14 protein-coding genes are annotated in these 18,816 nt (G+C 63.8%); 10 read left to right on the top strand and 4 right to left on the bottom strand.

The features are described 5' to 3' along the window. Positions 1 to 10 precede the first annotated feature (10 nt). Positions 11 to 2,365, top strand: a complete 2,355-nt coding sequence (gene pbpC / locus ASF90_RS03245) for a penicillin-binding protein 1C (protein ID WP_330218867.1) — start codon at positions 11 to 13, stop codon at positions 2,363 to 2,365. Between the two features lie 479 nt (positions 2,366 to 2,844). Here pbpC and ASF90_RS03240 read toward each other — a convergent pair whose 3' ends face one another. Together ASF90_RS03240 and ASF90_RS03235 are read right to left on the bottom strand one after the other, a co-directional pair. Next, positions 2,845 to 3,405, bottom strand: coding sequence for a ferritin-like domain-containing protein (locus ASF90_RS03240; RefSeq protein WP_055845761.1), 561 nt, complete (start codon positions 3,403 to 3,405; stop codon positions 2,845 to 2,847). Between the two features lie 42 nt (positions 3,406 to 3,447). After that, positions 3,448 to 3,930 carry a peroxiredoxin gene (locus ASF90_RS03235; protein ID WP_055845758.1) on the bottom strand — a complete coding sequence of 161 codons (483 nt, stop codon included), beginning with the start codon at positions 3,928 to 3,930 and terminating at the stop codon, positions 3,448 to 3,450. A gap of 163 nt (positions 3,931 to 4,093) precedes the next feature. On the opposite strand from ASF90_RS03235, the gene ASF90_RS03230 reads away from it, so the two are divergent. The 9 genes from ASF90_RS03230 (at position 4,094) to ASF90_RS03190 (ending at position 15,973) form a co-directional block, all read left to right on the top strand. Beyond that, on the top strand, positions 4,094 to 4,570 hold the full coding sequence (locus ASF90_RS03230) for an Hsp20/alpha crystallin family protein (protein ID WP_055845757.1): 477 nt from the start codon (positions 4,094 to 4,096) through the stop codon (positions 4,568 to 4,570). 405 nt (positions 4,571 to 4,975) lie between these two features. Then, a complete protein-coding gene (locus ASF90_RS03225; RefSeq protein ID WP_055845753.1) occupies positions 4,976 to 5,872 on the top strand; it encodes a DnaJ C-terminal domain-containing protein in 897 nt (298 codons plus the stop codon). Positions 5,873 to 6,321: 449 nt separating this feature from the next. Continuing rightward, complete coding sequence (gene pilH, locus ASF90_RS03220) at positions 6,322 to 6,708, top strand: twitching motility response regulator PilH (RefSeq protein ID WP_008578169.1); 387 nt, start codon at positions 6,322 to 6,324, stop codon at positions 6,706 to 6,708. Positions 6,709 to 7,680: 972 nt separating this feature from the next. Beyond that, complete coding sequence (hflK, locus tag ASF90_RS03215; RefSeq protein WP_055845750.1) at positions 7,681 to 8,817, top strand: FtsH protease activity modulator HflK; 1,137 nt, start codon at positions 7,681 to 7,683, stop codon at positions 8,815 to 8,817. Continuing rightward, on the top strand, positions 8,814 to 9,677 hold the full coding sequence (locus tag ASF90_RS03210; RefSeq protein WP_055845747.1) for a protease modulator HflC: 864 nt from the start codon (positions 8,814 to 8,816) through the stop codon (positions 9,675 to 9,677). The genes hflK and ASF90_RS03210 overlap by 4 nt, the downstream gene beginning before the upstream one ends. Positions 9,678 to 9,964: 287 nt before the next feature. Further along, positions 9,965 to 10,429 carry a transposase gene (locus tag ASF90_RS03205; RefSeq protein ID WP_055845744.1) on the top strand — a complete coding sequence of 155 codons (465 nt, stop codon included), beginning with the start codon at positions 9,965 to 9,967 and terminating at the stop codon, positions 10,427 to 10,429. Positions 10,430 to 10,760: 331 nt separating this feature from the next. Beyond that, a complete protein-coding gene (locus tag ASF90_RS03200) occupies positions 10,761 to 10,946 on the top strand; it encodes a DUF2065 family protein (RefSeq protein ID WP_055846303.1) in 186 nt (61 codons plus the stop codon). A gap of 415 nt (positions 10,947 to 11,361) precedes the next feature. Further along, a complete protein-coding gene (locus ASF90_RS03195; protein WP_055845741.1) occupies positions 11,362 to 12,654 on the top strand; it encodes an adenylosuccinate synthase in 1,293 nt (430 codons plus the stop codon). Positions 12,655 to 13,306: 652 nt separating this feature from the next. Next, positions 13,307 to 15,973 carry a M1 family metallopeptidase gene (locus ASF90_RS03190; protein ID WP_055845738.1) on the top strand — a complete coding sequence of 889 codons (2,667 nt, stop codon included), beginning with the start codon at positions 13,307 to 13,309 and terminating at the stop codon, positions 15,971 to 15,973. A gap of 295 nt (positions 15,974 to 16,268) precedes the next feature. Here ASF90_RS03190 and ASF90_RS03185 read toward each other — a convergent pair whose 3' ends face one another. Further along, complete coding sequence (locus ASF90_RS03185; RefSeq protein ID WP_082473385.1) at positions 16,269 to 17,594, bottom strand: XVIPCD domain-containing protein; 1,326 nt, start codon at positions 17,592 to 17,594, stop codon at positions 16,269 to 16,271. Between the two features lie 25 nt (positions 17,595 to 17,619). Further along, the gene (locus ASF90_RS03180) at positions 17,620 to 18,483 is read right to left on the bottom strand and encodes a hypothetical protein (RefSeq protein ID WP_055845735.1); all 864 of its coding nucleotides are present in this window, start codon (positions 18,481 to 18,483) and stop codon (positions 17,620 to 17,622) included. Between the last annotated feature and the right edge of the window lie 333 nt (positions 18,484 to 18,816).

The raw sequence follows: 18,816 nt of genomic DNA, 5'->3' as shown, positions 1-18,816 counted from the left end.
GCACAAGGCAGTGACGCACACACGCAGGCACCACTGGCGACGGTGGCTACGCTTGAGCGTGGCGGCGGTGCTGGCCACGTTGCTGGTGCTGGACTTGGCCTTCCCGCTGCCGCTGCCCAAATCGCGCGACACCTCCACCCTGGTGGTGGCGCGCGACGGCACGCCATTGCGCGCGTTCGCCGATCGCAATGGCGTGTGGCGCTATCCGGCCAGCCCGGACACGGTGTCGCCGCTGTATCTGCAGGCCTTGCTCAACTACGAAGACCGCTGGTTCTGGCGGCATCCCGGCGTCAACCCGTGGGGTTTGTTGCGTGCCGGCGGGCAGTGGCTGGGGCAGGGACGCATCGTCTCCGGCGGTTCGACCTTGACCATGCAGGTGGCGCGCATTCTGGGCCCGCATACGCGCACGCCATGGGGCAAGGCCAAGCAGTTGCTGCGCGCGCTGCAGCTGGAAGCGCATCTGAGCAAGCGCGAGATTCTCACCCTGTATCTGGAGCGCGCGCCCTACGGCGGCACCATCGAAGGCGTGGAAGCGGCCAGTTGGGCGTACCTGGGCAAGCCGGCCACCGCGTTGTCGCAGGCCGAAGCAGCGTTGCTGGCGGTGTTGCCGCAATCGCCCAGCCGGCTGCGCCCGGACCGCCACCCGGAAGCGGCGCAACGTGCGCGCGACAAGGTGCTCGATCGCATGGTGGAGCTGGGCGTGTGGTCGCGCGCGCAGGTCGACGATGCCCGCATCGAACCGGTGGTGACGCGCGCGCTCAAACCGCCCTTGCATGCCGCGCTGCTGGCGCAGCGGTTGCATAGCGCGCAACCGCGCGCTGCACGCATCGTCACCACGCTGGATGCGGAATTGCAGCGCACCCTGGAAGAGCGCGTAGCCACGTATTTTTCGCAATTGCCCGAACGCACCTCGGCCGCACTGCTGGTGATCGACAACGCCACGATGGAAGCGCGTGCCTATGTCGGCTCGGCCAGCTTCGGCGATCGCAAGCGGCTCGGCCATGTGGACATGGTGCAGGCCTGGCGCTCGCCCGGGTCCACGCTCAAACCGTTCTTGTACGGTATGGCGTTGGACGATGGCTTGATCCATTCGGAAAGTCTGCTGGTGGATGCGCCGCAGAGCTTCGGCGACTACCGGCCCGGCAACTTCGATGCCGCCTTCAACGGGCCGGTGAGTGCCGCCACTGCGTTGCGCTTGTCATTGAATGTGCCGGCGGTGGACCTGCTCGATCGCATCGGCCCGGCACGCTTTGCCGCACGGCTGTCCAATGCCGGCATTGCGCTGCACTTCCCGCGTGGCAGCACGCCATCGCTGGCGTTGATCCTGGGCGGCACCGGTGCGCAATTGCAGGAATTGGTCGGTGCGTTCGCGGCGCTCAATCGTGGCGGTATCGCCGGGCGCGTGCGCTATACGCCGGACGATGCACGGATCGATCGACGGTTGATGTCGCCGGGCGCGGCCTGGATCGTGCGCGAGATTTTGCAGAGCAATCCGCGCCCCGGCTATGGCAGTGGCACCTTCGATACCGCCGCCCGCCCGGGGGTGGCCTGGAAGACCGGCACCAGTTACGGCTACCGCGATGCCTGGGCCATTGGCGGCACGCGGCGCTATACCGTGGGTGTGTGGGTTGGCCGCCCGGATGGCACACCGTTGCCCGGCCAATACGGTGCGGTAACCGCATTGCCGCTGATGTTCGAAGTCATCGATGCATTGCCGCGCAACGCCGGCGACAGTGCGCCGCTGCCGATGCCGGCCACGGTGCAGGCCAGGGAGATTTGTTGGCCGCTCGGCGGCGCGCTGGAGCAGACGCCGCCGGCACTGTGCGCACGCCGTGCCGAGGCCTACGCACTGGATGGCGCGCTGCCGCCCACCTTTGGCGAACGCGACGCGCGGTTGTGGCAAAGCGGGCGGTTGCAGTTCGAGGTGGACGCGCACAGCGGCCAGCGCCTGTCGCAGGAGTGCACGCAGCCACATGCGCGCACGCCACACGCATTGGCACGCTGGCCGGCACTGGTATCGCCCTGGCTCAGCGCGGCAGAACGCACCGCCGCGCAGCTGCCGCCGTTGGCACCGGACTGCCTACCGGACGGGCGCATGACCGGCGGCGGCGTGCTGCGCATCGATGGATTGAGCGACCGCGCCACGTTGGCCCGCGCAAACGACACCGCCCGCCCGGTGCGCCTACAGTTGCGTGCGCTGGGCAGCGAGGCGCGCATCGACTGGCTGCTGGACGGTCGTTGGATTGCACAGACCAACGGACGGAAGGGATTTCAACGCGACTTTGCGGACGTGGGAGAGCACACGCTCACCGCCATGGCCAGCGACGGCGCCTGGACGCAAGTGCGGTTTCGCGTCTTGCGTTGAGTGGGCATCGAGGTGCACGTAGGAGCGCACCCGGGCGCGATGGGGCTTTACTGGTAAGGCTTCATCGCGCCCAGGTGCGCTCCTACGCGGACCATGGTTTCTGCCACCGTCTGCACCAAACCACACGCACAAACAAGGCGCCTAGCGGCGCCCTGTTTGTGTTGCGTCTTCGATGCTGCAGTCGCATCGGCGCCATCAGCAAGGCCGGGCAAGCCAGCACCCGCTCACCGCAATGGCCGGTGACAATGCTTTGACGAAGTTGCCGGCATGCCGATGTACCCGGTAGGAGCGCACCCGGGCGCGATGGGGCGTTACCGGTAAGGCTTCATCGCGCCCAGGGGCGCTCCTACGCGGACCATGGTTTCTGCCAGCGTCCGCACCAGACCACAAACACAAACAAGGCGCCCAACGGCGCCCTGTTTGTGTTGCGTCTTCGATGCTGCATTCGCATCGGCGCCATCAGCACCAACGCAAGACAGTCACTCGCCGATCCAGCCTTCCAGCATGTCGGCAAACTCATCGGCGTGCTCTTCTTCCTGGGCCAGAATGCTTTCCAGGATGCGCTTGGTGGTGGTGTCCTTGTCGCCGATGAAATCGATCATCTCGCGATAGCTGTCGATGGCGATGCGCTCGGCGATCAGGTTCTCCTTGACCATGTCGCGCAGATCGGTGCCTTCCTTGTATTCGGCATGCGAGCGCTTGGTCAGCGTGTCCGGGTTGAGGTCCGGTTCGCCGCCCAGCTGCACAATACGCTCGGCCAGCTTGTGCGCGTGCGCCTGTTCCTGCTGCGCATGCTCCAGAAACTCGCCCTTGACCGCGTCGGCCAGCATGCCCTTGGCCATGAAGTAGTGGCGGTAGTAGCGCAGGGTGCACACGTACTCGGTCGCCAACGCGGTGTTGAGCAGCGCGATCACTGCCTCGCGGTCGGCGTGATAACTCTCGGTGATGGCGCCGTCTTCGATGCTCTGGCGTGCGCGTGCGCGCAAGGTGGCGGTATCGGTGATACCGGCGGGGATGTTGGTGGCTGGCTGATCAGACATGGCTGGCCGTTTTCCTTCTGAGTGGACGGGGGAATCGTGACTTCAATCGGGCAGATGCTGCAGCACGTAATCAGCCGCAGACACCTTGAACTCGCCGGGTTCTTCGACGAACAAGGCCTTGACCACGCCGTCGTCGGCATACAGCGCATAGCGGCGCGAACGCAGGCCCATGCCCGAAGCGCTCGCGTCGATTTCAAGGCCTAGTGCGCGAACCAGTTCGGCGTTGCCGTCGGGCAACAGGTGCAGACCATCGGGAACCAGCTGGGCGCGGCCCCAGGCCTGCATGACGAACGGGTCGTTGACGGCGGTGCACAACACGTCGATGCCGCGTTTGCGGAACTCTTCGAAGTGCTCCACATACCCCGGCAAGTGTTTGGCCGAGCAGGTCGGCGTGAATGCGCCCGGCACTGCGAACAGCAGCACCTTGCGGCCGGCGAACAAGCGATGCGTGTCGACCGCCTCGATGCCTTCGCGCATGCGCTTGAGCACTACTTCGGGAATGCTGTCACCAACGGCGATGGTCATGGGGCTGGGCTCTGTGTGGCTGAACGAAGTCTAGAAAAGGGCAGGGAAAAAGCGCGTCAACGCGCTTGAAATCCGCACGGCCACGCCTATCTGACGCACATGGCCGGCGCAGTGGTGCATGCCGCCGTCGCCGGCCCCTCACCCAACCTTTTGGAGGCTTGCAATGAACATCGTTCGTTATCCCCAGTGGCCCACGCACGCGCTGCAAAACGAGATCAAGCACGTGTTCGATCGTTTCTTCGAACAGAACAGCGATACCGACGAATCGGCCGTGGTCACCGCCCAATGGGTGCCGCGTGTGGACATCACGGAAGAGCCCAACCACTTCGTCCTTTATGCCGATCTGCCGGGCATCGACCCCAGCCAGATCGAGGTGCAGATGGACAAGGGCATCCTGTCGATCAAGGGCGAGCGCAAGAGCGAGTCCAGTACCGACACCGAGCGCTTCTCGCGCATCGAACGCCGCTACGGCAGTTTCCATCGGCGTTTCGCGCTGCCCGACAGTGCCGATGCCGATGGCATCACCGCCGCCGGTCACAACGGCGTGCTGGAAATCCGCATTCCCAAGCGGCCGGCAGCCACCCCGCGTCGCATTCAGGTGGGCAACGGGCAGGACACCGGCGGCAGCACGGTGCAGTAAGCGCCATCGCAGCCGCCGCATGCGCGGCGGATGCCGGACAGGACTGTGGCCGGGGTGTGCATGACACCCCGGCCCGGCTCGCCAGTTGCCGCCGACCGGCATCGCGGCGTGCTGCGGGGCACGTGCTGACAAGTCATGGACCTGGAGCGAGGTCACCGACTTCGCTCCCCGGCGACGGCCGCGCCGTAGAATAGGCGCGGTCGCCCGCCCGGCTGCGAAGAGATCGGCCAGCAACCCTGTTGCGTGACCGCCACACGGGCGCGGTTGGTGTCTGGAATCGGCAGGGACGGCATGTGCCTACGATTCCCACCGCCCGCGCCATGCATGGCCGTCCCACCTGGTGTCTGCCTCTCGAACTGGCTCGTGGCCCTGGCTGCGGGCCGTTTTTTTTCCAGAGGTGAATAGATGGAATTCAAGGATTACTACGCAACGCTGGGCGTGGAGCCCAGCGCAGGCGATGCGGAGATCAAGACCGCGTACCGCCGATTGGCGCGCAAGTATCACCCCGACGTCAGCAAGGAAGCCGGCGCCGAAGACAAATTCAAGGCGATCAACGAAGCCTATGAGGCGCTGCGCGATCCGCAAAAGCGCAAGGCCTACGACCAGTTGAAGGCGCAGGGCTATCGCCCGGGCGACGAGTTCCAGGCGCCGCCCAGCCACGGCGGCGGGCAGGGCTTCGACTATGAAGAGGTGTTCGGCAACGGCGGTGCCGGTGGCGGCTTCAGCGACTTCTTCGAAAGCCTGTTCGCCGGCCAGCGCGGCGGCCGTCCGCGCGGCCCGGGTGCCGGTCCTGGCGCAGGGCCGGGTCCGCAGGCGCGTGGTGACACCCGCGCCAAGCTGGCGGTGCCGCTGGAAGCGGTGCATTCGGGCGACAGCGTGCGCATCACCATCAACGGCAAGCAGCTGGACGTGCGCGTGCCCAAGGGCGTGCAGCCCGGCCAGGTGATTCGCCTGAGCGGGCAGGGCAACGGCGGCGGCAATCTGCTGCTGGAGATCGAATACGCCGCGCACCCGCAGTTCGAGGTGGACGGGCGCAACATTCTCTATTTCCTGCAGGTCATGCCCTGGCAGGCGGCGCTGGGCACCACCATCAGCGTGCCGACCCTGGGCGGCTCGGTGGAATTGAAGGTGCCCGCCGACTCGGACGCCGGCCGCAAACTGCGCCTGCGCGGCCGCGGCCTGCCGGGCACCCCCCCGGGCGATCAGATCGTGGAGCTGGAAATCCTGGCCCCGGCCCCCACCGACGACGCGCAGAAAAAGGCCTACCGCAACCTGGCCAAGGCGTTCGGCGAGATGGTGTGAGGTCCACAGGCGCTTCTCTTCGGTAGAGGGGCGCTGAGGTCCAGACGTCTCGTCCGTCGCAACGCGCGAGCCTCCCAGTATGAGGAGGCGCGAAAGCCCCTCTCCTGCGGGAGAGGGGTTGGGGTGAGGGTACGGCCGCCCGGTGCGGCTGCCGGCGTCGGTCAACTTCGGCCGGGCGCCACTTCAATGGCGTCGGTTGCGCGCAGCGAGCGAAGCTGGATCCAAGCACTCCTCCCGCAGTCAGCGCCAGCAGCCCCCTTAGCCGAAGCGCGACGCATCGCCTGCACCTCGCTTCCAACCCCTCACCGCCCACCACGGCGCACAGGAGTGCGAAGGCGAGCACCGCGTGCACCGCACCGCAGCACAGCCTTCGACCATCGCGCTATTGCCCCCAGCTACCGAAAGCGCAGCTGGCGCACTACACTCGCCGCGCACACTAGGGGAAACACATGGCACGCATTTTGATCGTCGACGACTCGCCGTCGCAGCTGCTGGGGATTCAGCGCATCGTCGAGAAGTTGGGACACGAAACCATCACCGCCACCGATGGCGCCGCCGGCGTGGAAGCGGCCAAGGAGTCGCTGCCGGATCTGGTGTTGATGGACGTGGTCATGCCCAACCTCAACGGCTTCCAGGCCACGCGCACGCTCAAGCGCGAGCCCACCACCCAGCACATCCCGGTGATCCTGGTGACCACCAAGGATCAGGACACCGACCGCATGTGGGGCATGCGCCAAGGCGCGCGCGCCTACATCACCAAGCCGTTCTCCGAAGACGAACTGCTGGAAGTGATGGAGCGGGTGTTCAACCAGAAGGACGAGCCGCCCAAGGCGTGATCGCTGACATCCGCGGCAACTGAGCCGGGAGTCGCGCGCGAGCAGGCGATGACTTCCAGCGTCATCGCCTTGGCGAATGGCACGCGCCTCACTGCGAACCGGCAATTGCCAACGGTCTGCGCGCATGCGCGCTTGCCATCTGGCGCGTCCGGTGCGGCAACGCCCGATGGGGCGGCGTCGTTGTTTCGCCGCTCCGTTGCATGCCAGCATGCAACTCTCCGCCGCTGCCCACGATGTCGATGGCAGCGCACGACGGACCGCAGCTAATCATCGCTGCCGTGTCATCGCAGCATCGAGCCCGAAGCGCGCCTGCACGATGGCACTCGCGACGCCTGGCTGCCGCGCGGATCAACGCGCCGGTGTAGCAGGTACAGCCCAATCAGTCAGGTGGTCGATCGTCAGTCACATGCCTGCATGCGTGACGTTGCATGCGCTGTCAAAGCGCAGCGCAATGCGAGCGATGTGCCACAGCACCGCTGTCCTCGGTCAGCAGCCGTCCATTCCAGCACCAGCCGTCCCTCCAGGCCGATGTGCCAGTGCGCGTGAGTGCACCAACCCAGTCCTGTCACCATTGATTGGCGCGGTACAGCCGCTGTCGTCATGGTGCGTGCTGGTGCTGGTCACGGTCTCGAAGTGCCCAGGTCGAGCGCAGGAGCGCCGGGGGCGCGTCGGCCGCGCTGAATCGGTTCGGCCAAACCTCCCGGTAGCGGAGCGGTCGGCTCCGCGCCTTCGATCTCGGCACCCGTTTTGCGCATTGAGGGCTCCCGCCGACCTATAACCTGGCGCCGCTACCTCGTCTCCACCCCGCCAAGAACTGCCAACCCCTTGATTCACCCCGCCGGCTAAACCGCCGATGCACCAATCAGGGCCTTTCAAAACGGCCGGTCTGCCCCATCTAGTAGAATCGGCGAATCAAACAACACGGCGGCACTGCGGGACTGGCCCGCACAGCCCCTCGATCATGGAGCGTGCATGGCCTGGAACACACCCGGCAACAAGGGCGGAGACGGCCCGGATCCCAACCGTCGCAGGTCCTGGGGCCCGCGCGGTGGTGGCAACGGTGGTGGCTGGGGCAATCTGCCCGCCCCGTTGAAGGAGCTGTTCGACGGCGGCGTGGGGCGCTGGATTCTGGTCGCGGTGGTGCTGATGGTGCTGTTCTCCAGCTTCCAGCTCATCGGAGAACAGCAGCGTGGCGTGGTGCTGCGCTTCGGCCAGTTCTCGCGCATCCTGCAGCCCGGCCCGAGCTTCAAGCTGCCCTGGCCCATCGAGTCGGTACGCAAGGTCAATGCAACCGAGATCAAGACCTTCAGCAATCAGGTGCCGGTGCTGACGCGCGACGAGAACATCGTCAACGTCTCGCTCAACGTGCAGTACCAGATCAGCGACCCGCGCAAATACCTGTTCGGCTCGCGTAATGCCGATCTGGTGCTGGAGCAGGCCGCGCAGAGTGCCGTGCGTGAGCAGGTGGGGCGGTCCGACCTCAATACCGTGCTCAACAATCGCGGCCCGCTGGCGATCGCCTCCAAGGACCGTCTGCAGATGGCGCTGGATGCCTACAACACCGGCTTGGCCGTGACCGGAGTGACCCTGCCGGACGCGCGTCCGCCGGAAGAAGTGAAGCCGGCCTTCGACGAGGTCAACGGTGCCCAGCAGGTGCGCGAGCGCCTGATCAACGAAGCCCAGGCCTACGCCGCCAAGGTGGTGCCCGAGGCACGCGGCCAGGGTGCACGCACCCGTACCGGTGCCGAAGGTTACAAGGAAGCGGTGATCTCCAAGGCCGAGGGCGACGCCGACCGCTTCACCCTGTTGCAGGAGCAGTACGCCAATGCCCCCGAGGTCACGCGCAAGCGGCTGTGGCTGGAAACCGTGCAAAAGGTGTTGTCGGAGAACCGTAAGGTGATCGGTAGCGATGGTCGCCAGGTCATCTATGTGCCGCTGCCAGATGCTGGCAAGGCTGCCAACGCCGGCGGCAACGCGGGCAATGGCGGCATGCCGTCGATGGTGCCGCAGGACGTGCTGCTGAATCCGCCGCAAAGCGCCAGCAGCGAGGCCATCCGCAACCCGGAACGCGGCCCGCGCCCGACCGGTCGTGAGGGAACCGAACAATGAAAAATTCGCTAGTCATCGGCCTGATCGTCGCCGTGTTGCTGACCCTGATGGGCTCGGTGTTCGTGGTGCGCGAAGACCAGACCGCCATGGTGCTCAACCTGGGTCGCGTGGTGCGTGCCGACCTCAAGCCCGGCCTGCATTTCAAGATTCCGGTGGTGGAATCGGTGCGTGTGTTCGATCGCCGCTTCCAGGTGCTCGATACCGCCCCGGCGCGGTATTTCACCGCCGAGCAGAAAGACGTGAGCGTGGACTTTTTCGCCATCGGCTACATCTCCGATGTGCGTGCGTTCTATCGCGCCACCGGTGGTGAAGAGTCGGTGGCCAATTCCCGCCTGGCACCTATCATCACCGACTCGCTGCGCAACCAGATCAACTCGCGCACCTTGCAGCAGCTGGTCTCCGGCGACCGCAGCGAATTGATTGCCAGCCAGCTCAAGGGCATCAACGGCGCCATCAAGGGATTGGGCATGCAGATCACCGACTTGCGCATCAAGCAAATCGACCTGCCGACCGACAGCCAGGTGATCACCGACGTCTACGAGCGCATGCGGGCCCAGCGCAAGCAGGAAGCCAGCAAGCTGCGTGCAGAAGGCGAAGAGCAGGCACTGACCATCCGTGCACAAGCCGACCGCGAAAGCACGGTCATCAGGGCCGACGCCGAGCGCGATGCACAGAAGCTGCGTGGCGAAGGCGATGCCGACGCGGCCCGCATCTACGGCCAGGCCGGTGCAAAGGATCCTTCGTTCTACGCCTTCTACCGCAGTCTGGAGGCCTATCGCGAATCGATGGCCGACGGCAACGGCGTGATCGTGCTCGACAAGAACGACCCGTTCCTGCAGTACCTCAAGAGCGATCGTTGATCGCTGAGTGTTGAATTGCTGATCACCTTGTACTGAGTCGCTCAGTGTTGAACTGAAAACGCCCGCGCAATGCGGGCGTTTTCGTCTGTGCCCGTCACGGCCAAACAGTTGCATGCTCGCCCAAAGAGCCCGTCACGTAGGAGCGCACCTGGGCGCGACATGGCCTTGCCGGCATACCCAACCGACCGTCTTCAAACTTTAAACAGCTAGATAACCCGTAGATCTCCTAGAACCAAACCAGGCAACCCCTGATATCCCCCATGCTGCGAGGCCATCAGCATTGCCGCATGGCCAACGTCCACTCACCCGGGCATCGCGCGCTGCGCCGCGGCAGACAGTCTTTGCCCAACGGCGGTTACCTGTTGACCACCACGACATGGCAGCGTCGAGCTGTGTTCGCAGATTTTCTGCTCGCCGCCGCGGCCTGTCGGGCGTTCACCGCAGCAACGCCACCCGATGCCAGGCTGCTGGCCTGGGTGTTGATGCCTGATCATGTGCATTGGTTGATGCAACTCGGCAGCGCCACGTCGTTAGCCGACACCGTATCGCGCATGAAAGCGTGCGCAGCGCGCGCGGTGAACGATCAGCGTCAACATCGCGTGCCGGTCTGGAGCCGCAGTTACCACGACCACGCGTTGCGCAAAGACGACGACCTGCACGCAGTGGCGCGTTACCTAGTCGCCAATCCACTGCGGGCCGGACTGGTTACCCGCCTCGGCGATTACCCCTTCTGGGACGCAATCTGGCTGTGAGACCGGTCAGCGTGGGGCGCACTTGGGCGCGACTCGGTTTCTGAGTAATTCCCGTCGCGCCCAGGTGCGCTCCTACGATGCAGGCCTGCCTGGCCTGCCTGCCGGGTGGCTTGTCTTTTGTAGATTCCCAGGGTGTCTATCGCGCCGGGCATCCCAGATGACGAGTGAGGCTTGCTTGGTTTTATGAGCCAGACCCAGCCGCGTAGGAGCGCACCTGGGCGCGACAGCTTTACCGGTAATGCCCATCGCGCCCGGGTGCGCTCCTACGCTGTAGGCCTGTTGGTTGCCGAACCGGCACACTGCAGATCCCCACGTTGTCCTGGTGTTGTTGATGCACGAATTTCTGTCAGCGTTGTGCTTGATCGCCGTCATTGAAGGCTTGCTGTTGTTTGCCGCGCCCACCGCCTGGAAGCGCATGGTCGAGCAACTGTTCAGCCTGCCCACCGCCCAACTGCGCGCTATCGGCGGCGTCACCCTGGTAATGGGAGCGATCGCGCTGTGGATCGTGCGGCACTGAGCGGGCCATCCATTCCGGCAGCGTAGGAGCGCACCCGGGCGCGACAGGCATTCCTAGCAAAGCGTCGCGCCCAGGTGCGCTCCTACGGCCCGAGGGAATTGGAGATTTCCGACGACCAGGCTAGAGACAGGCAGCATTCGGCAGCACCCACCACCCGACGGCCAGCCGCAATCTGACCAGCCCCCGATCCGCCGCCTCGCCAGGGGTAGTGCACGTCACCCGAAACCCGGATAATGCACAAAAGCCGGCCGGGCACGCTCCAACCAGAGCACTCCGTTCGGCTTTTTCCGTGTCCGGGTTGGTCGCTGCTGCAACGCTCCCCGATGGAGCCGCGCGCAAGGTGGCGCCGCCAGCCCCGAACCGGTCCCATCCCGCGGCCCCGATGGCCGCAGCAAAACTCAGGAGTCCACCCGTCATGGGTCAGTCAGTTGTCGTGCTCGGTGCCCAGTGGGGCGATGAAGGCAAAGGCAAGATCGTCGATCTGCTTACCGAAGAGATCGGTGCGGTCGTCCGCTTCCAGGGCGGCCACAACGCCGGCCATACCCTGGTCATCAACGGCAAGAAGACCGTCTTGCATCTGATCCCGTCCGGCATCCTGCGCGACGACGCGCTGTGCCTGATCGGCAATGGCGTGGTGATCTCTCCGGCTGCGCTGATCAAGGAAATCAGCGAGCTGGAAGGCGCCGGTGTGGAGGTGCGTTCGCGCCTGAAGATTTCCCCGGCTGCCCCGCTGATCATGCCGTACCACATCGCCCTGGATCAGGCGCGCGAGAAGGCCGCTGGCGGCAAGGCCATCGGCACCACCGGTCGCGGTATCGGCCCGGCGTATGAAGACAAGGTGGCGCGTCGCGGTATCCGCATCGCCGACCTGCATTACCCGCCGCAGCTGGAAGAACTGCTGCGCACCGCGCTGGATTACCACAACTTCGTGCTGACCAAGTACCTGGGCGTGGAAGCGGTCGATTTCCAGAAGACCTACGACGAAGCGCTGGCGTTCGGCGACTACGTGCAGCCGATGAAGTACGACGTGGCCGGCATCCTGCACGATCTGCGCAAGCAGGGTAAGCGGGTGCTGTTCGAAGGCGCGCAGGGCGCGTTGCTGGACATCGACCACGGCACCTATCCGTACGTCACCAGCTCCAACACCACGGTGGGCGGCGCACTGGCCGGCACCGGTGTTGGCGCCGATGCGATCGACTACGTGCTGGGCATTGCCAAGGCCTACGCCACGCGCGTGGGTGGCGGCCCGTTCCCGACCGAACTGGACGACGAAGTGGGCCAGGGCATCCGCGACCGCGGTGCCGAGTACGGCGCCTCCACCGGCCGGCCGCGTCGTTGCGGCTGGATGGACATCGTTGCGCTCAAGCGCGCGGTAGCCATCAACGGGATCTCCGGCCTGTGCATCACCAAGCTCGACGTGCTGGACGGCATGGAAAAGCTCAAGGTCTGCATCGCGTACGAATACCGCGGCAAGCGCACCGAATACGCGCCGCTGGATGCACAGGGCTGGGAAGAGTGCACGCCGGTGTACCTGGAGTTCCCGGGTTGGAGCGAGAACACCCACGGCATCACCGTGTGGGACGAGTTGCCGCCTGCTGCACGCGCCTACCTGCGCGCGCTGGAAGAACTGGCCGGCTGCCCGATCAGCATCGTCTCCACCGGCCCGGACCGCGACCACACCATGGTGCTGCAGGACCCGTTCGCCTGATTGGCTGATGCGTCATGGAAACAAGAGAGCCCTGCGAAAGCGGGGCTTTTCTTTGTCACGCTATCGCGCGTCGCCTTAGGTAGCGGAGTAATGGTGTACGTGCCGGCAGCCTGATTGCAGTCCAACCCGGACCGCGACCACACCATGGTGCTGCAGGACCCGTTCGCCTGATCGGCTGATGCGTCATGGCAACAAGAAAGCCCCGCGAAAGCGGGGCTTTTCTTTGTCACGCTACCGCACGTCGCCTTGGGTAGCGGAGTAATGGTGTACGTGCCGGCTGCAGTCCAAGGCCCGCTTGCGCACGCAGCGCAGCCGATCAGGCAGGCCGACTGCAATCACGGCGGATGTGTAGCGTCGGCATCATGCCGAGTGGTGCTGGAGGTATTGGGCGCGCGACGCATCACGGTCATTGCCAACTGCGCATCAGCCGCCTTGATACGAGTCGTGTTCACCGCTGGCCTGTAGCATGGCCCCCGCCATCCGGCGTCCATTCGCGCCGGCTTGCTTTGATTATCATCGGCAGCACCAACGCTTCTTTTCCACGTCTACGTTTTCGTGCTCGCAAGGCGTGGACGTGACTTTCGGCTGTGTTGGGGTATCTGCGTTGACGCGATGATTCTGCACGGACAACTTTCATCACGTTAGGAACCTCATGCGCCATATTTTGGTGACTGCAATTGCACTGGCGCTGGCCAGCACGTCCGCCGCTACCGTGGCCCATGCTGCCGCTGCTCCCGAGACGGGGGCTCCATCGGCCTCGCAGGTCACTACCCAGCTGCCGCGAACCGCCAGGCCGACGCATTACGCGGTGGAGATCACCCCGCATGCCGACAAGATGACCTTCGACGGCAAGGTGCGCATCGATCTCCAGGTGCTCACCGCCACCGATGCCATCGTGTTGCAGGCGGCCAATCTGCGCTTTTCCAAGGCCACGCTCGCAGCAACGGGCGGCAAGCCGGTAGCGACCAAGATCGCCACCGACGCCGATGCGCAGACCGCGCGCTTCGATACCGGCACACCGCTGGCACCGGGCAACTACGTGTTATCCATCGACTACAGCGGCATCATCAACACGCAGGCCAATGGCTTGTTTGCGCTGGATTACACCACGCCGCAGGGCCAGCGCCGCGCGCTGTTTACCCAGTTCGAAAATTCCGATGCGCGTCGCTTCATTCCGTCCTGGGATGAGCCTAATTTCAAGGCTACGTTCGACCTGGCGGTGAATGCGCCGGCCAAGCAGATGGCGGTGAGCAACATGCCGGTGGCGCGTTCCAGCGCAGCGGCGGGCGGGATGAAGAAGGTCGTTTTCCAGACCACGCCCAAGATGTCCACCTACCTGCTGTTCATGAGCCTGGGCGACTTCGAGCGCGCCACGGTCAAGACGGATAACGGCACCGAGATTGGTGTGATCGCGCAGGCCGGCAAGGTCGATCAAGCCAAGTTCGCACTGGAATCCAGCCGCGATGTGCTGCACGTGTACAACGATTACTTCGGTGTGCCGTATCCGCTGCCCAAGCTGGACAACATCGCTGCGCCCGGGCAGAGCCAGTTTTTCGGCGCCATGGAAAACTGGGGCGCGATCTTTAGTTTCGAATTCGTGTTGCTGCTCGACCCGGTGGTGGCCGACATCAAGAGCAAGCAGGCCGTGTTCACGACCGCTGCGCATGAAATTGCCCACCAGTGGTTCGGCAATCTGGTCACCATGGCGTGGTGGGACGACCTGTGGCTCAACGAAGGTTTTGCCAACTGGATGGAATCGCGGACGACCACGATGCTTCACCCGGAATGGGATATCGACAAGACCAAGGCAGCCTTCAAGAGCCGCGCGGCGATGCGGCGCGATGCCTACGTCACCACCCATCCTGTGGTACAGCACGTGGACACCGTGGAGCAGGCCAGCCAGGCATTCGACGTGATCACCTACGACAAGGGCGAAGCGGTCATCGGCATGCTCGAAGACTACGTCGGCGCCGAGCAATGGCGCGCCGGCGTGCGCAATTACATCAAGCAACATCAGTACGGCAACGCGGTGACCGATGCGCTGTGGCAGCAGGTTGATGCGATGGCACCGGGCAAGCAATTCACCCAGGTTGCACACGACTTCACCACCCAGCCCGGCGTGCCGTTGATCAATGTCGCCTCCACGTGTGTGGACGGGCAGACCAACCTCACCCTGCAGCAAGGCGAATACACGCTCGATCGCCCCGACAAGCAGCCGCTGCGCTGGCATGTGCCGGTCGCCGTGCGTGCCGGCAACGGCGCGCCGGTACGCGTGCTGGTGGATGGCAGCGCACAGCTGCAATTGCCCGGCTGCGATACACCGGTGCTGGTCAACGCCGGGCAGAAAGGCTACTTCCGCACCCGCTATGCACCTGCGCAGTTCAAGGCGCTCAGCACTGCATTTTCCAGCCTGCCGGTGGTGGACCAGCTTGGCTTGATGATGGATACCAGTGCGCTTGCCACGGTTGGCCTGCAACCGCAGGCAGATGCGCTGGAGTTGACCACCAAGGTGGCGGTGGGCGCTGCGCCGGACCTGTGGGAAACGGTGGCCGGCACTGTGGACAGCGTCGACGACATGCTCAAGCAATACCCGGCCACCCGTGCCGCATGGCGGTCGTATGCCACCTCGCGGCTGGCACCGCAATTTGCCACCCTGGGCTGGGACGACCGCGCTGGCGATTCGGCGCAGATCAAGCAACTGCGCACGCGGCTGATTGGCAGCCTCAGCGACATGGGCGACGCGCAGCTCATTGCCGAAGCGCGCCGCCGTTTTGCCGCCTTCCAGGCCGACCCGGCGTCGCTGTCGCCGGAGCTGCGCACCAGTGTGCTGAGCATCGTCGCGCGCAATGCCGATGCCGCCACCTGGGACACACTGCATGCGATGGCGAAGAAGGAAACCTCTTCGATGATCCGCGACCAGTACTATGGCCTGCTGGCGGCAACAAAGGACCAGGCCCTGGCCAAGCGTGCACTGGAGCTGGCCTTGACCGCCGAGCCAGGCGCCACCACCGGTGCCAGCATGATCGACATGGTGGCGAGCGAACATCCGGACCTGGGCTTCGACTTCGCCGTGGCGCATCGGCAGCAGGTGGATGGCCTGATCGACTCCACCTCGCGTGCCCGCTATTACCCGAGTCTGGGTTCCGGCTCGGTCGACCCGAAGATGGCTGACAAAATCAAGGCCTACGCAGACCAGTACCTGGCTCCCACCTCGCGCCGCGATGCAGAAACCGCCATCACCGGCATCCAGACCCGGATCAAGCTGCGCGCGGCATTGGTGCCGCAGATCGAGGCGTGGTTGAAGGCGCGCAAGGGCTGAGCTTTGCCGGATGTGAGTTAACGAAAAAGCCCGGCAACCGCCGGGCTTTTTTGTGTCGGGTGTTGGAGGTGAGTGCCTGTTTGCAGTCTGCCGATTCGCGTAAGGGCGTAGTGCACTGGATGTGCGCACCCTTGTGCGTCTGAGCCGAGTGTGACTTCTGGCGTCGCGTGGCAGAGGGTGTTCGTTGAGCATCTCAACACGGCCACTTGCATCACGAAGCGGTGCTGGTCGTCTACGCGCAATCCGTATTACACGGCGAAGATGCCTCGCAACGCTGCGTGATGCCAGATAGCACTCAAGCCATCCGCATTGCCGGAGCTTCACGTGAGCGGTTGTCCATCTCCTGCTGTTGGCTCTGCAGAGCTGCCTGTTGACGATCCACCGTCGCAATTTCCAGCTGCTGCAGCGATTGTCCCACCGGTGTACGCACCGCCTCATCGGTGGGCATCGATGCACGCAGGTGTGCAGGGTCGTTCAACGCACCTTGCACCACAAACACCGTGTAACCGGCCGGGTGTTGCACGGTCTGCGTACTCAACGCCACATGATCCACCCGGTCCAGATTGTTCTGGCGGGCCAGGTTCATGGCACTGGCCACCAGGCGTTCGCTGCTTTCGTCCGGTGTGCGCCCGGCTTGCGCATCGATCGCGCTCACGCCAGCGCTCACCTGTTGCAGCAACGCGTAGTCGCGGTGGCCCGGGCCGATATCGGCTAGCCTGGTAGGTGCCTGCGTCCGATCGTTCACGCCATCGATCGATGCCGTGAACGGGCTGCGGGTAATGGAGCGGTGCTGATCGTCCTCATGAAATTGCGTCGCTTTCTGCTGGCGCTCCATGCGGACTTGGCGTGTATCGTTGAGTTCTGCCAGGCGCGCAGGATTGGTTTCTTCGCGCATGGAAGGATGCCCGCCACCGACGCTGACATTCATCCATTTCTGTTCTTGTTCGAAGTACATCGCATAGAAACTGTTGCTGCCGATGACGTTCGGATTGATCGCAGAACGGCCCTCAAGCATCTGGATCGCTTCGGTCGCCCCCAACTTAGCCAGGTACTGGCTACCGTCCACCAAGCCCATCTGCGCAAAGGTCTCGTAGCCGGTATTGCTGATGCGAGCGGCGCCGACGTACTCGTTGTCGAGCATGTTGGTCCAGATCTGTTCCAGCTTCTGGGGGCCGCTTTTTTCTAGGGACGCTTGCAGGAGCACGCGTGGTGTCCAGCAGTTGGGGTCGAGACGATGCTGCTCAAATGCACGGTCGTGCGCGAGCATTACTGATCTGCCTGGCAGATTTAGTGCCAGATCCGGACGGTCGCTACGAAACCAGCTTTGCCTAAGCTCAAGATCCTGTGTGAGTAGCGTCTGTCCGAACTCTTCCCACTGCCGTTCGGTTAGGTCAGCATTGACAAAACGCGAGCCATTATCGTGTTGTGACCTGGCGTAGCCTTGCGCGTAACTGTTGGCCACCTGACCGGGCAAACTGTCGTTTCGTACCACGCCCAGCGCCAGCGTTCCGTAGCCGTCTGCGCCTTCTAGCTGCGAAAGATAGTTCCAATACAGCTCGCGATTGCCTCTATTGGCATAGTTGGAAAGGATTTTGAGATCTTGCTCCGTCATTCCACTCATATTTCACTCCTTGTCGATGGGTCTGTCACCTGACCTTGGTTCGGGCTAGTACGTCCTTTACCGCATGTTCCATGCGCTTCCAGTCCTTCAGAAATGCCCGGTAGTAGTGAAGAGTGATGGACAGCTTGTTCTCGACATCGACAAGGTAGTGAGTGCAATCGGCGACAACCGAGCCTTCCTCGTCGATAACCTGGTTGCCCTCAAGCCGTATGCCGTCCTTGCGAAATTTGGCACTATCGCATTTGATAAATGTCGTTAAATCACCGTTGACGTCGCGTGCGACATACCAGTCGTATTCAAGCGCAGGGTTACGCGCTGGAGGCTCGCCGTAGTGGGCTTCGTACGCTTTCACATACGCATCCATCTTCTCCTCATCGATTGCATAGGGAATCAATCCGAGTGTTTCAGGTCGTGCAATCCGGAGATCTAGTCTCTCTACCGGATTACCTCGTTCGACCCAATCAGCCTTGGTAAGCGTTTCGTTAGACGAAAAACGCGTCAGCAGTGCCTCAATAGGGACCCGGTCAACGTAGTCAATCGATGCGTGGATTTCCTTCCGAAAATCGTTAGTTCGCGGGTTCGCCCGCGCACCGGGCGGGGTGGGGGTCATGTCCGGCCACTCGATGACAAGCGTCACGCCTTCGCCCGGCCATGGTGCGATCTGGCTGTCCAGGTAGTTGGCGGGAATGCGGAACGTGTTTGGCCCCAGCGTCACATCCACAGGCGCATCCGAATAGGTGTGCCCGTTGATGGTGCGGCCTGTTGTGACGGTGTCAGACACGGGGGAAGTCCTTTTTTGTTCGGGTGATGGCGTCCGTGCACAGGCACTGCCGGTCACAGCGACGGCAAGTGCAAGCGTCAGGCACCGCCCGGATGACATCATGTGCATTGGTCAATCCATTGCAGGGTCTACCGAGAACTATAGGCAAATCGGTAGGGATGGGACAGCAAAGGGCATCGATCGCGCCGGAGATCCGTCCTGTTTTGTACCCTGGCAAGGCAAGGGTGCACGGTTTGATGCGGAGATCGCGATCAATACCGTCCTAACACAGGTTAAGTACGTGATCAGAAGGAGTTGCGGAAGTCCTTGAGAGAGGCGTACGAGCTGATCGCCTGGCAACGCGGTTTGACGGTCCTGATTTATTGCATCTGCTTCATTACAGGCCTAGTGGCTGAGCTAGCCGTACACGGTGCCGTCCTCGCTCAACGGTTGCTCGATCTA

Origin of the sequence: Xanthomonas sp. Leaf148 (assembly GCF_001423585.1) — a bacterium.
In the GTDB taxonomy this organism is placed as follows: domain Bacteria; phylum Pseudomonadota; class Gammaproteobacteria; order Xanthomonadales; family Xanthomonadaceae; genus Xanthomonas.
The sequence above is the reverse complement of the archived record's forward strand: the minus strand, read 5'-3'. Positions and strand labels throughout refer to the sequence as shown.